This is a genomic window from Streptomyces roseoverticillatus (genome assembly GCF_000719265.1).
Taxonomy (GTDB): Bacteria; Actinomycetota; Actinomycetes; order Streptomycetales; family Streptomycetaceae; genus Streptomyces; species Streptomyces roseoverticillatus.
This window is the reverse complement of the sequence record NZ_JOFL01000033.1, coordinates 74,476-88,171: the sequence shown is the minus strand read 5'-3', so window position 1 is coordinate 88,171 and position 13,696 is coordinate 74,476. Positions and strand designations below refer to the sequence as shown.

10 protein-coding genes are annotated in these 13,696 nt (G+C 76.2%); 4 read left to right on the top strand and 6 right to left on the bottom strand.

Translation table 11 applies throughout. From position 1 onward, the window contains the following. Positions 1 to 342: 342 nt before the first annotated feature. From IF61_RS0129270 to IF61_RS0129255, 4 genes are all read right to left on the bottom strand, one after another. A complete protein-coding gene (locus tag IF61_RS0129270) occupies positions 343 to 1,566 on the bottom strand; it encodes a FecCD family ABC transporter permease (protein ID WP_078660592.1) in 1,224 nt (407 codons plus the stop codon). After that, positions 1,563 to 2,570, bottom strand: coding sequence for a FecCD family ABC transporter permease (locus IF61_RS0129265; protein WP_043191288.1), 1,008 nt, complete (start codon positions 2,568 to 2,570; stop codon positions 1,563 to 1,565). Before IF61_RS0129265 ends, IF61_RS0129270 begins: the two co-directional genes overlap by 4 nt. 149 nt (positions 2,571 to 2,719) lie before the next feature. Beyond that, positions 2,720 to 4,267 carry a carboxyl transferase domain-containing protein gene (locus tag IF61_RS0129260; protein WP_030369560.1) on the bottom strand — a complete coding sequence of 516 codons (1,548 nt, stop codon included), beginning with the start codon at positions 4,265 to 4,267 and terminating at the stop codon, positions 2,720 to 2,722. A gap of 4 nt (positions 4,268 to 4,271) precedes the next feature. Beyond that, entirely contained in the window at positions 4,272 to 4,733 is a 462-nt protein-coding gene (locus IF61_RS0129255; RefSeq protein ID WP_030369559.1) for an Lrp/AsnC family transcriptional regulator, read from the bottom strand. Between the two features lie 81 nt (positions 4,734 to 4,814). On the opposite strand from IF61_RS0129255, the gene IF61_RS0129250 reads away from it, so the two are divergent. Then, positions 4,815 to 6,119, top strand: a complete 1,305-nt coding sequence (locus IF61_RS0129250) for an APC family permease (RefSeq protein ID WP_030369558.1) — start codon at positions 4,815 to 4,817, stop codon at positions 6,117 to 6,119. Positions 6,120 to 6,244: 125 nt separating this feature from the next. On the opposite strand, the gene IF61_RS0129245 is transcribed toward IF61_RS0129250, so the two are convergent. Further along, complete coding sequence (locus tag IF61_RS0129245; RefSeq protein WP_030369557.1) at positions 6,245 to 6,985, bottom strand: hypothetical protein; 741 nt, start codon at positions 6,983 to 6,985, stop codon at positions 6,245 to 6,247. Between the two features lie 102 nt (positions 6,986 to 7,087). Here IF61_RS0129245 and IF61_RS0129240 point away from each other — a divergent pair, with 102 nt between their 5' ends. Further along, on the top strand, positions 7,088 to 7,738 hold the full coding sequence (locus IF61_RS0129240; protein WP_052393174.1) for a TetR/AcrR family transcriptional regulator: 651 nt from the start codon (positions 7,088 to 7,090) through the stop codon (positions 7,736 to 7,738). Between the two features lie 89 nt (positions 7,739 to 7,827). Here the strand turns inward: IF61_RS0129240 and IF61_RS0129235 are convergent, their stop codons facing one another. Continuing rightward, positions 7,828 to 8,826: a YhgE/Pip domain-containing protein gene (locus IF61_RS0129235; RefSeq protein WP_030369555.1), complete on the bottom strand. Its 999-nt coding sequence runs from the start codon at positions 8,824 to 8,826 to the stop codon at positions 7,828 to 7,830. A 179-nt stretch (positions 8,827 to 9,005) separates the two neighbouring features. Between IF61_RS0129235 and IF61_RS0129230 the strand changes: the two genes are divergently transcribed. Next, positions 9,006 to 12,503: a DNA polymerase III subunit alpha gene (locus IF61_RS0129230; RefSeq protein WP_030369554.1), complete on the top strand. Its 3,498-nt coding sequence runs from the start codon at positions 9,006 to 9,008 to the stop codon at positions 12,501 to 12,503. Beyond that, positions 12,500 to 13,549, top strand: a complete 1,050-nt coding sequence (locus tag IF61_RS0129225; RefSeq protein ID WP_052393172.1) for a DNA polymerase Y family protein — start codon at positions 12,500 to 12,502, stop codon at positions 13,547 to 13,549. The genes IF61_RS0129230 and IF61_RS0129225 overlap by 4 nt, the downstream gene beginning before the upstream one ends. The last annotated feature ends 147 nt before the right edge of the window (positions 13,550 to 13,696 follow it).

Sequence of the window (13,696 nt, the reverse complement as noted above, 5' to 3'; positions counted from 1 at the left end):
GGTCGTGCGGAGCCGTCGCCGGACCGTGCGCGGGCGCCGGACCGTGCGCGGCAGCGGGGGCGGACGTGGCCCCACCGGCGGTCGCCGGGCCGTGGGCGGAGGCGGGGCCACCGGCAGTCAGCGGGGCGTGCGCCGCAGCGGGGGCGTGGGAGGGCGCGGGCCCGCGGCCGTCGGCAGGCACAGGGCCACCGGCAGGCACTGGGCCATGGTCGTGCGGAGCCGTCGCCGGACCGTGCGCGGGCGCCGGACCGTGCGCGGCAGCGGGGGCGGACGTGGCCCCACCGGCGGTCGCCGGGCCGTGGGCGGGGGCGGGGCCTGGTGGGGGCGTGCGGCGGTCGTCGCTCATCGGGCGGTGCTCCCAGCGGTGGCGGGCTTGAGTTGGCGCAGCATCAGGACGAGCAGCCAGGGCGCCCCGAGCGTGGCGGTGACGACCCCGACGGGCAGGCCGTGGACGGGCAGCAGGTGCAGGACGGCGAGGTCGGAGGCGAGCAGCAGGACGGCGCCGCCGAGCGCGGTGAGGGCGAGCGAGCCGGCCGTCGGGGGCCCGGCCAGGAACCGCACGACGTGCGGGACGGCCAGGGCGACGAAGCCGACGGGCCCGGTGAGGGCGGCCGCGACGGACGCCAGGAGGACGGCGAGCAGGAGGAGCTGGAGGCGGGCCGCGTTCGGGGCGAGGCCGAGCCCGCCGGCGGACTCGTCGCCGAGGTCGAGGACGGCGAGCCTGCGGTGGCCGGCGAGGGCGAGGACGATGCCGGCCAGGACGAGCACGCCGCCGGTGCCCGTCTCGGTCCAGGTCCGGCCGTAGACCGAGCCGGTGGTCCACTGCAGGGCGTCCGCGGCGAGTTCGGCCGGGAACCGGACGATGAAGAGGTTCACGACGGCGGCGAGCCCCTGCTGCACGGCGAGGCCGACGAGCACGATCCGGGTGACGGTGACCCCGCCGCGCCAGGAGAGCGCGGCGAGCAGCAGGGCCGCCAGCATCCCGCCGCCGAGCGCCCCCGCAGGGGTGAGCGCGGCGGGGGCGCCGGTGGCGAGGACGGCGACCGCGCCGAGGGAGGCGCCGCCGGTCACGCCGACCACGTCCGGGGAGGCGAGCGGGTTGCGCAGCACGCGCTGCATCACGGCCCCGGCGACGGCGAGCCCGGCACCGGCGACGATCGCGGCGACGGCGCGGGGGGCGCGCAGTTCCTGAACGAGCATCACGTCGGCGGTGTCGCCGAGGCCGAGGAGGGCCCGTAGCGCGTCAAGAGGCGGCACGTGCACCTCGCCCGCGCCGAGCCCGAGGGCGAGGAGGACGGCGAGGAGGAGTGCGGCAGCGGCGGAGAGGAGGGCGATGCGGCGGCGCTGCCGGGCGAGCGCGCCGGGACCGCTCGCGCGGAAGCGGTGCCGGAAGGGGCGCCGGAGGCGGGGTTCTCGGGAAGAGTGCGCCCCCGCCGGGCTCCGCCGTGCGTCCGGCCGGGGGCCCGTGTCCACCGGCGGTGACGGCTGCGCCGCCCGGGCCGCGCCCGCCCCCGCGCCGGCACCGGCCCCGGAACCGGCCCCGCCCTGTGCGGTCCTGTCGCTCATCGGGCCGCCTTCCGTGCGAGGAGGGCCAGCACGGGGGCGCCGAGGAAGGCCGTGACGATGCCGACCTCCAGTTCGGCGGGGGCGAGGACGACCCGGCCGGCGATGTCGGAGCCGAGGAGCAGCAGCGGGCCCGCGACGAGGCAGCCGGGGACCAGCCAGCGGTGGTCCGCGCCGAGCAGCCTGCGGACGAGGTGCGGGGCGGCGAGCCCCACGAAGGACAGCGGGCCCGCGACGGCGACGGAGGACGCGGCGAGCAGGACGACGGCCAGCCCGCCGGCGGCGCGGACCCTGGCGACCGGCACGCCGAGCGCCTGCGCGGTCTCGTCGCCGAGGGCGAGGGCGTTGAGGGCGGGCGCGATGGCGAGGGCGAGCACGAGGCCGGCGACCAGAGGCGCGAGGACGGGCAGCAGGATGTCGGTCCGGCGCCCGGCGAGCGACCCGGCCAGCCAGAAGCGGGCCTCGTCCAGGGTGCGGTGGCTCGCGAGCATCACCGCGGAGGTCCAGGAGGCGAGGACGGCGGCGAGGACGGTCCCGCCGAGCGCGAGCCGTACGGGGTCGAGTTCGCCGGCGCGGCGGGCGAGCGCGAGGACGGCGACGGTGGCGAGCGCGGCGCCGCCGAAGGCGAACCACAGGTACTGCGCGGGGTGTTCGAGGCGCAGCGCGTAGATGGCGGTGACGACGGCGAAGCTCGCCCCGGCGTTGATGCCGAGCGTGGTGGGCGAGGCCAGGGGGTTGCGGGTGACGCCCTGGGCGACGGCTCCCGCGACGCCGAGCGCCGCGCCGACGGCGAGGCCGATGACGGTGCGCGGGACGCGCAGGCCGGTGACGACCAGGCCGTCGCGGCCGGCGTCGTCCCCGGCCAGGGCGTGCCACACGGTGCCCAGGGGCACCGCGCGGGAGCCCGCGGCGAGGCTGAGCGCCGCGCAGAGGGCGAGCGCGGCCACGCCGGCGACGAGCAGTGCGGCCCGGCGGCTCGGGGCCGGGCCGCGCCCGGCGGCGGGCACGTCGGAGTCCGGGACAGCCTGAGCGGCGGCCCCTGGAACGGTCTCGTTCACGGGAGAGACCCTAGGTTAGGTAAGGCTTACCTTGTCAATTCTCGATGGATCGCACACCCTCCAATGCCCTCAATGCCCAATTTATGAGCGCCGGAGCATCACGTTCCCAGCCCGATCCGTCGATAGCGCGCACGTCGGTCGGCCAGGCGTTCGCCCTGCTCGCGTGCGCCGAGGGCGGCCATTTCGGCGCCCAGGAGGGCGCCGAGGCGTGGCAGAAAGTCGCCGTCCGCGGCAGCCGGACCACCGTCCGGCTCCTCCACGACAAGGTCCACAATGCCGTTCGCCAGGAGGTCCGCGGAGCGCACGCCCTGCCGCCCGGCGACCTCGTACGCCCGGTCCGTCGTGCGGTAGAGGATCGCCGAGGCCCCCTCGGGCGGCAGCGGCGACAGCCACGCGTGCCGGACGGCGACGACCCGGTCCGCGGGGAGCAGCGCGAGCGCCGCGCCGCCCGCGCCCTGGCCGAGCAGCAGGCACAGGGTCGGCGCGGGCAGGGTCACCAGGTCGGCCAGGCAGCGCGCGATCTCGCCGGCCAGGCCGCCCTCCTCGGCGTCGCGGGACAGCGCCGCCCCCGCCGTGTCGACCACGGTGAGCAGCGGCAGGCCCAGTTCGGCGGCGATCCGCATCCCGCGGCGGGCCGCGCGGAGGCCGGCCGGGCCGAGCGCCTGCCTGACGGCGTGCCCGCCGTCGGCGTCCTCGCCGGCCGTGTCCGTACGGCTTCCGCGGTCGTGCCCGAGTACGACGCAGGGCGTGCCGCCGACGTGCGCGAGGGCGAGCAGCAGCCCGGGGTCGCGCTCCCCCGCGCCCGTACCGCTGAGGGGGGTGACGTCGGTGGCGGCGGCGTCCAGCAGGGCGCGGACGCCGGGACGTTCGGGATCGCGGGACCGGCGAATCGATTCAGCAGCGGAGGGGGCGGGGGTGGTGAGGGCTCCCGCAGCTTCACCGGCAAAGGCGCGGGGAGACGGCTCGCCGCACAGCACCGCCAGCGCGCGCCCCACGACCCCCGGCAGCTGCTCGGCAGTCAGCACGGCGTCCACCAGCCCGTGGGCCAGCAGGTTCTCCGCGACCTGGACGCCCGGCGGGAACTCCTCCCCGTACAGGGCCTCGTGGACGCGCGGCCCCAGGAAGCCGATGAGCGCGCCCGGTTCGGCGGAGGTGAGGTGGCCGAGCGAGCCCCACGAGGCGAGGACGCCGCCCGTCGTGGGGTGCCGCAGGTGGACGAGGTAGGGCAGGCCGGCGGCCTTGTGGTCGGTGATGGCGGCGGCGACCTTGACCATCTGCAGGAAGGCCACCGTCCCCTCCTGCATCCGCGTGCCGCCCGAGGCGGGCGCCGCGAGCAGCGGCAGCCGCTCGGCCGTGGCCCGCTCCACCGCGCGCACCAGCCGCTCCCCCGCCGCGACGCCGATCGACCCGGCCAGGAAACGGAACTCGCAGGCCACGAGCGCCACTCGGCGGCCGTGCACCAGCCCTTCGCCGGTGACGACGGACTCGTCGAGGCCGGTGCGCTCGCGCGCGGCGAGGAGGTCGGCGCGGTAGGCGGGGTCGTCCGTCGTGACGTCGACGGGCTCGTCCCAGCAGCGCCAGCTGCCGGGGTCCAGCACCGTGCGGACGAGGTCGAGGGCGGAAGTGCGGTGGTTGCTCGCGTTCATGCCGTCACCCTGCCACGAGCGGCCCCACCACGTCCTTGGTCACGTGCTGGTAGATCACGGAGCTGCGGAAGTCCACGACCTCGCGGCGCCCGGAGAACCGGTCCATCAGGAGGCTGTGCAGGTCGTCGACCTCGGGCACGGCCACGTGCACCAGGAAGTCGTCCCCGCCCGCGACCACGTACACGTTGAGTACCTCGGGCAGCCCGATGAGGTACGCCTTGAAGCCCTCGATGACCTCCCGGCTCATCGGCCGGATCCGCACCGACAGCAGGGCCTGCACCGGCCGCCCCAGCGCCCGCAGGTCGACCGTCGCCCGGTAGCCGGTGATCACTCCGCGGTGGCGCAGCGCCCTGACCCGCTCCAGGCAGGTGGAGGGGGCGATGCCGAGGGTGCGGGCGAGGTCGCGGTTGGTCTGCCGTGCATCGCGCTGCAGTTCCCTGACGATCGCCGAATCTATGTCGTCCATAAGGGCACATGATGCCGCACGCGCCGAATTTCGTTCGGCAGGACCTCTTCATGGCCATTGGCCGGGCTAACTTCGGCCCTCGTGACCGTACGAACCACCCATGCTCCCGCTCCTTCCCGGCCGTCCGTTCGGGGACTGGGCGTCGGCAGCGGCACGGCCCTGTGCGCCGGTGCCGTCCTCGGCCCGGGCGTCCTCGCCCTGCCCGCGCTGGCCGCCGACGCGGCCGGCCCGGCCTCGATCCTGGCCTGGCTGGTCCTGCTCGTGACGAGCGTGCCCGTGGCCCTGTCGTTCGCCGCGCTGGGCGCCCGGTTCCCCGACGGCGGCGGGGTGGCGACCTTCGTGCACCGGGCGGCGGGCCCGCGGGCCGCGGCGGCGGTCGGCTGGTGGTTCTACGGGGCCGTGCCGATCGGCGTCGTGGCGGCGGCCCTGATCGGCGGCCAGTACGTGGCCGGGGCCCTGGGCCTCGGCCCGGTGGCGGCCGCGGCGATCGGCGCCGTGGTCATCGCGGCGTCGTTCGCGGCCAACTGCGGGGGCCTGCACCTGTCGGGGCGGGTGCAGCTGCTGCTGGTGGCCCTGCTGGCGGCGGTGCTGGCGGGGGCCGCGCTCGCGGCGGCGCCCCACATGACCTCCGCGCACTTCACCCCGTTCATGCCGCACGGCTGGGGCTCGGTGGGCTCGGCCGCGGGCGTGCTGTTCTTCGCCTTCGCGGGCTGGGAGGCGGCCAGCCACCTCTCCGGCGAGTTCGCGAACCCGGCCCGTGACCTGCCCAGGGTGACGGCCTACACCCTGGCCGCCGTCTCCGTCCTCTACCTCGCCCTCGCCGTGACGACGATCGGCGCCCTCGGCCCGGCCGCCGCCGGCACGGACACCCCGCTGACCGACCTCCTCGCACAGAGCGCCGGCACGGCCGCCCGCCCCATCGCCGCGGCAGCGGCCCTGTTCCTCACCTTCGGCGCCGTCAACACCTACCTCGCCGGCGCCTCCCGCCTCGGCGCCGCCCTCGGCCGCGACGGCGCCGCACCCCGCTGGCTCGCCCGCGGCGCCGCCCCGGGCGAAGTGCCGCGGCGCAGCCTGTCCGTACTGGCGGGCGCCTGCGCGGCCGTCGGCACCGCGGCCCGGCTCGGCGGCGGCGACCTCGACGGCCTGATGCGCGCCACCTCCACCTGCCTGGCCGCGGTCACCCTGGCGGGCCTCCTCTCGGCCCTGGCCCTGCTGCCGCGCCGCACGTGGCTCTGGTACGCGGCGATCGGCAGCTCCCTGCTCACGGCGGGGGTACTGGCCTTCTCGGGGGTGCTGCTGCTGATACCGGTGGTGTTGGCGGGGCTGTCGTGGGGGTTCACGACGCTCGCGGGGCGGGGACGGGGGCGGCGCGGCGGCCGGACGTGAACGGGTGGCCCCGCTCGTCAGCGGGGCCCCTGCGGCTGACTTCCCCTCAGGGGGCGCCGGGCCGCCCCGCTCGGTCAGCCCGACTTGCTGTTCTTCTCCGCGCGGTCGGTGAAGACCGGCCTTCTCTAACCGGCCTGCCGGGGCCGCCGGCCGGCGAGGGCCGTCAGCGAGGCCATGGTCATCCGCGGGGGACGCCGGAGGTCCCGGTCGGGACGGATGAGCGGGCGGGCCAGGACCCGGACCAGAGCGCCGAGGACGAAGCCGTACACCGCCACCAGTCCGTGCCCGTTGGCCTGGGCGAACCACATGGCCAGGCCGGCGACGGGCACGGCGAGCGCGAGCAGCCGCTCCACCGGGGTGCCGCCACGGGCAGCGCGCAGCAGGAGGGCTGCGGCGAGGGTCGCGGCGAGGAAGTAGGTAGCGCCCGAGCTCCCGGCGAAGTTGCGGGGATCGGCAGTGGCCCGGTCGGACTCCCCGAAGAGGGCGTCGATGTGCTGCGGCAGGAGGATGCCCGCGGCGAACAGGCCCGCCATCAAGGGGGCGCCCCAGAACCACTCCGCGAGCGCGGCGACGACCACGAGGGTGGCGATGTTCCACACTCCGCCGAAGAGGCCGCCGTTCTGCATGAAGACCGCGGTGACCACGCGCCACCAGCCCGACTTGCTCGGATCGTCGTCGAAGGCGTCCATCGCCCCCGACCAGCACAGCTGCGTCACCACCGCGCCGATCGCGATCACGGCCAGCCCGGCCGCGCCCCAGGGCGGACGACGCCGGCTCACGGTGTCGGGCCCGATCAAGGCCATCCCGGCCTTGAACATCAGCACCATCAGCCCCGCCGTGGTCACGTTGAACACGATCGCGCCCATCGCCGCCCCCATCCCCCTGTTTGACCTGCGATGACAGTGACCTTAGCGGTAGCGGGAGGCAGATTCAAACAGCGTTTGAAACGTGTGGATACACTTGTCCCCATGAAGCTGACCGCAGACCGGATCATCGACGCGGGCATGACCGTGTTCGCCGAATCGGGCTATCACGGGCTTTCCATGCGAAAGGTGGCGGAGCGGCTCGACGTCCACGCCGGGAGCCTCTACTACCACGTGCCCAGCAAGAGCGCCCTGCTCCAGCTGATGGCGGACCGGCTGGCCCGCCAGGCCTACGAGGCCGGCACGGCCGCGCTCACGGCCCTCCCCGAGCGGACCGGCTGGAAGGACCAGGTGGAGGCCCAGGCCGTCGCGCTGCGCCACAGCATCCGGCAACACCCGGGTGGCGCCGCCCTGTTCGCCGACAGCCCGAAGGTTCTCAGCACCGGAGCGCTGTCGCTGATGGAACGGCTGCTGCAGACCCTGCTGGATGCCGGAGTGCCCGAGGAGCACCGCGGCGTCGCCGCCGACGCGCTGCTCAGCCACATCACCGGATTCGTGCTGCAGGAGCAGGGCGATCCGCTCGCCGTGCCCGTCACACCCGGAGCCGTCGCCGCACTTCACGAGCGCTTTCCGATGACGGTGGCCGCGGCGTCGGCCTCGGCCTCGGCCCACGGCCTGGACGAGAAATTCGTACGGGGCGTGCGGCTGCTCTGCGACGGCATCGAAGCGCAGATCCGGCCGCCCGGCCGTCCCTGACCCGGGTGGGCCGGCTGGAAGCAGGGTCGCCGGTCGCGACACAGTGGCGGTCGCGGCAGCGGTTCCGCGACATGTGCCCCCCGCGGCGCCTACTGCCGCCGCACCCTCGCGCACGCCATCGTGACCACCACCCCCGCCACCGCCCAAGCGCCCAGCACCAGCAGGGACGGGGCGAGTCCGTTGCCGTCGAAGTAGGCGATGGAGCGGGCGGACCAGGTGCCGGCGCCCGGGGGGAGGGCGGGGCCGATGGCGTTCCAGAAGGGGGGCAGCAGGGGGTACGGGTAGGCGCCGCCGGCGCTCGGGTTGCCGAGGACGACCACGATGGCGATGGCCAGTCCGATGCCGACGACCCCGGCGAGGCCCTGGAGGGCCAGGGTGGTCGCGCCGACCGCGAAGACCACCAGCGCCCCCAGGCCCCACAGCCCCAGGATGCTCCCGGGCAGCGCGCCCAGGACGGGGCCCGCGATGACGGTTCCGAACAGGCCGGCGGCCGCCGCGTAGAGGGCGAGGACGCCGAGCCGGATGACGGCCCGGTGGGAGTTGGCGGGCCGGGCGCCCGCGCTGATGGCGAGGATCGCGGCGCACAAGTAGCCGCCCACACACCAGCCGACCACCAGGTAGAACGCGGTCAGGCCGCGGGCGTCGCCGGCCGCGGCGGGCGCGACGTCCTCGACCCGGACCTTGCGCCCCTCCACCGCCTCGGCGCGGGTGAGCACCGCCTCGGCGGCCTGGGCGAGGGAGGCGCCCGCGCCGCTCGCGACCAGCAAGGTATCGGTGTTGCCGCGGGGGTCGACGATCAGCGCCGCGTCGAGGTCGCGGTTGCGGATCTTCCGGACGGCGGCGATCTCGCCGCCGTCCACCGCGCGCGGATCCAGGGGGTCGCCCGGCAGCCCGTCCAGCCGCTGCACCAGCTGCCCGCTGATCTGCTGCGGGGCGACGACGCCGAGCGCGACGTCCCGCGGCCGCGGGCTGTGGAAGGCGCCCACGTACGAGGCGATGAAGGCGAGCTGGAGCACCAGGGTGCCGATCACCAGGACCGCGGCCCGGCCCGTCACCGCGCTCCGCAGCTCCTGGACGAATGAGGGCATGCCCCGAGCCTGCGGGGTGCGGGAGGCCCGCGCAGGCGGTGCGGGCCGTCCGGGTGATCGATGCCCGCGCCCGGGTCCGCCCCCGCACACATGTTCGTACGAATGTTCGAGCGTGTGGTTTATGGTGGATGGAGAGGGCGATTTTCGGCCAGGGGGTGACAGGAACGGCAGGAGGTGCGATGACCGGGCTCAACGCGTTCACGCACCTGCACACCGCGTCCGGCTTTTCGATGCGGTACGGGGCCACGCACCCCGAACGGCTGGCCGAGCGCGCCGCCGAGCGCGGCATGGACGCCGTCGCCCTCACCGACCGGGACACCCTCGCCGGAGCGGTCCGGTTCGCCACGGCGAGCACCGAGGCCGGGGTGCGCCCGGTGTTCGGCGTGGACCTGGCCGTACGGGACGACCCGCCGCAGCCACCGCAGCCGTCCGCGCACAGCCGCCCCCGCACCCCCGTGCGCGGCGGCGCCTTCGTCGACGAGTCCGCGCCCCGCGCGGTCTTCCTCGCCCGGGACGGCGCGCGCGGCTGGGCCGCCCTGTGCGGGCTGGTCTCCGCGGCCCACGCGAGCGGCAGCACGGGCGGCACCGCCGCGGGCGCCCGCCCCGGGCTCACCCGCGCCGACCTCGCAGCCGCCGCCCCCGGCATCCGCACCCCCCTGCACGTCCTCCTCGGCCCCGGCTCCGAGCCCGGCCGCGCCCTCGCCGCCGGCCGCCCGGACCGGGCCGCCCGGCTGCTCGCGCCCTGGCGGGAAATGTTCGGTGACGCCCTGCGGCTGGAGGTCGTCTGCCACGGCCGCACCGGCACCGGTCCCGGCTCGCTGCGGCTCGCCGCCCGTACCGCCGGCTTCGCCGCCGAGCAGGGCGTCCCCGCCGTCCTCAGCAACGCCGTGCGTTACGCCGACCCCGGTCAGGGGCCCGTCGCCGACGTCCTGGACGCGGCCCGCCGGCTGGTCCCGATCGACCCCCGCAGGCCGGAGTCCCTCGACAGCGGCGAGCGCTGGCTCAAGGGACCCGCCGCCATGGCCGCCCTCGCCGAGCGGATCGCGGAGGCCGCGGGGCTCGGCCGGGACGCGGCCCGCAGGCTGCTCGCCACGACCGAGGAGACCGCCGCCGCCTGCCTGGTCGACCCCGAGGACGACCTGGGGCTCGGCCGCGTTCACTTCCCCGAGGCGCACCTGGTCGGCGCCGGTCACCGCACCGCCGACCGCGTGCTGCGCTCCCGCTGCACAGCGGGCATGGTGCTGCGCGGCTACGACCGCAAGCGCCGCTACCGGGACCGGCTGGAGGACGAACTGGCGATCATCGCCGGGAAGGGCCTCGCCTCGTACTTCCTCACCGTCGCCCGGGTCGTGGACGACACCCGCGCCCTCGGCGTCCGGGTCACCGCCCGCGGCTCCGGCGCGGGCTCCCTGGTCAACCACCTGCTCGGCATCGCCCACGCCGACCCCGTCGAGCACGGCCTGCTGATGGAGCGCTTCCTGTCCGCCCACCGCAAGGCGCTGCCCGACATCGACGTCGACGTGGAGTCCGCGCGCCGTCTGGACGTCTACCGCGCGATCTTCGACCGCTTCGGCGCGGACCGGGTCGCGACCGTCGCCATGCCCGAGACCTACCGGGTCCGGCACGCGATCCGGGACGTGGGCGCGGCCCTCGGCAAGGACCCGGCCGAGGTGGACCGGCTCGCCAAGGCGTTCCCGCACATCCGCGCCCGCGACGCCCGCGCGGCGCTGGCCGAGCTGCCCGAGCTGCGCGGGGTGGCCGCGGAGGACCACGGCCGGCTGTGGGAGCTGGTCGAGGCGCTGGACGGGCTGCCGCGCGGCGTCGCCATGCACCCGTGCGGCGTGCTGCTGTCGGACGCGAGCCTGCGCGCCCGCACGCCCGTCGTGCCGACCAGCGGCGAGGGCTTCCCCATGGCGCAGTTCGACAAGGACGACGTGGAGGAGCTCGGGCTGCTCAAGCTCGACGTGCTGGGCGTGCGGATGCAGTCCGCGATGGCGCACGCGGTGGCCGAGATCGAACGGGCCACCGGGCGCCACCTCGACCTCGACGACCCCGCGGACGTGCCGCCGGGCGACCCCCGTACGTACGAGCTGATCCGGTCGGCCGAGACGCTCGGCTGCTTCCAGATCGAGTCGCCGGGCCAGCGCGACCTCGTCGGCCGGCTGCAGCCCGAGACCTTCCACGACCTCGTGGTGGACATCTCCCTCTTCCGGCCGGGCCCGGTCGCGGCCGACATGGTGCGGCCCTTCATCGAGGCCCGGCACGGGCGCGCGCCCGTGCGCTACCCGCACCCGGAGCTGGAGGACACGCTGCGCGAGACGTACGGCGTGGTCGTCTTCCACGAGCAGATCATCGAGATCCTGCGCATCATGACCGGCTGCGACCGGAGCTTCGCGGACGAGACGCGCCGCGCGCTGTCCGACCCGCAGCTGCTGGGGCGGGTGCGCGCGTGGTTCGGGCGGGAGGCGGCGAAGCTCGGCCGCTCGCCCGAGTCCGTGCGCCGCACCTGGGAGATCGTGGAGGCGTTCGGCAGCTACGGCTTCTGCAAGGCGCACGCCGTCGCGTTCGCCGTGCCGACCTACCAGTCGGCGTGGCTGAAGACCCATCACCCGGCGGCCTTCTACGCGGGGCTGCTCACCCATGACCCGGGGATGTACCCCAAGCGGCTGCTGCTCGCGGACGCGCGGCGGCGCGGCGTGCCGATCCTGCCGCTGGACGTGAACCGGTCGGGCACGGCCTATTCGATCGAACTGGTGTCCGGTCACGAGGGTGGTGGCGGCGTGTGGGGGCTCCGCATGGCCCTCTCCGACGTGCAGGGCATCGGCGAGGCCGAGGCCGCGCGCATCGCGGACGGCCGCCCGTACACCTCCCTCCCCGACCTGTGGCACCGCGCCCGGCCCGCCCGGCCCGTCGCCGAACGCCTCGCCCGGGTCGGGGCGCTGGACGCCTTCGGCGGCAACCGCCGCGACCTGCTCCTGCACATCGCCGAACTGCACCGCGGGCACGGGCGCGGGGGCGCGGACCAGCCCACCCTGATCGACAGCGCGCGGGCCGAGCCCGTCGGCCTGCCCGACCTCGACGCGCAGGAGCGGCTCGGCGCCGAGCTCGGCGTGCTCGGCATGGACGCGTCCCGGCACCTGATGTCCGACCACAGGGCGTTCCTCGCCGAGCTGGGCGTCATCCCCGCCCGGCGGCTGCAGGGCGCCCGGCACGGCGAGACCGTCCTGGTCGCGGGCGCCAAGGCCGCCACCCAGACCCCGCCGGTCCGCTCCGGCCGCCGCGTCATCTTCACCACCCTCGACGACGGCACGGGCCTGGTCGACTGCGCCTTCTTCGACGACAGCCACCCCGCCTGCGCGCACACCGTCTTCCACTCCTGGCTGCTGCTCGTCCGCGGCGTCGTCCAGCGCCGCGGGCCGCACAGCCTGAGCGTGGTGGGCGCGGTGGCGTGGGACCTCGCGCAGCTGACGAAGCTCCGCGCGGAGGGCGGGCTGGAGGCGGTGGCCTCGGTGCTGGCGCGGCCGGCGGCTTCCGCGGCCGGGGCCGCGGGCCCGGACCGCCGCATCCGCATGTCCACCGGCTACGCCATGCACCCGTGGGCCGACCTGCAGCCCGCGGGCGAGGGCGCGGCCACGGGCCGCAAGCTGTGGCACGCGAGCCCGGGGAGCGCGGGATGAGCGCCCGGGCGCGGCTCGCCGTGGTGCCGGACCCGCCGCCCGGCGCACCCACCGTGCTGTACGTCCACTTCCACGCGGGGGTGGGCGCGCCCCTGGGCGAGGAGACCTACGACGGGCTCCTCGCGCTGCTCGCCGAGGTCAGCCCCGTCGTGCAGGCGGTTCCTCCCGACGCGGCGCTCATGGAAGTCCGGGGCGCCACCCGCTACTTCGGGCAGGGCCCCGCCGGGCTCGCCGCCCTCGTGCGCGTACGGGCGCTCGCCCGGTACGGGGCCGACTGCACGGTCGGCATCGCGGGCAATCCGATGCTGGCCCGGATGGCCGCGCACGACGGCCCGCCCGGCGCGGTGCGCACGCTCCCCGGGGACCCGGCCGCCGTGGCCGCGTTCCTCGCGGGCAAGCCGGCCGCCGCCCTGTACGGCGTGGGCCCGGCCACCGCCCGCACCCTGTCCACGTACGGGCTCGGCACCGTCGGCCGGATCGCCGCCGCGCCGCTGCCCGCGCTGCAGCGGATCCTGGGGCCCGTGGCGGGCCGGCAGCTGTACGAGCGGGCGCACGGCATCGACCCGACCCCCGTCACCCCGGGGGCGCGGGCCCGCTCGGCGGCCGCGGAACACCGCTTCGAGCGCGACGAGCTGGACCCCGACCGGCGCCGCCGCGCACTGCTGGCCCTCGCCGACGGGCTGGGCGGCCGGCTGCGGGAGAGCAAGCAGGTCGCGCGGGGCCTGACCCTCACCGTGCGCTACGCCGACGGCTCGGCGACCACCCGCTCCCGGACCTTCGCCGAGCCGACCGCGCACACCCCCGAGCTGACCGCGACCGCGTACGCGCTGCACGACGCGCTCGGGCTGCAGCGCGCCCGGGTCCGGGCCGTGGCACTGCGCGCGGAGGGACTCGGCGACGCCGGATCCGCCGCGCACCAGCTGTCGTTCGACCCCGCCGACGAGAAGGCGCGCCGGATCGAGGCGGCCGTGGACCGGGCGCGGGCCCGCTTCGGGCCGGGGGCGGTGGGACCGGCGGCGGCGCTGCACAGGCGCGCCGTGGCCTGAAATCTGTTACGGAACAACGTCGTCCGTATAAAGAGCATGTGTCGGATTCCTTGACCGATCAAGGTGTGCCACGCATCCTTACTGGAACGTAAGTTAACGCTCTTTCAGCAAACCCACGTTCCGGGCCACCCGTGCGCCTTCGTGTGC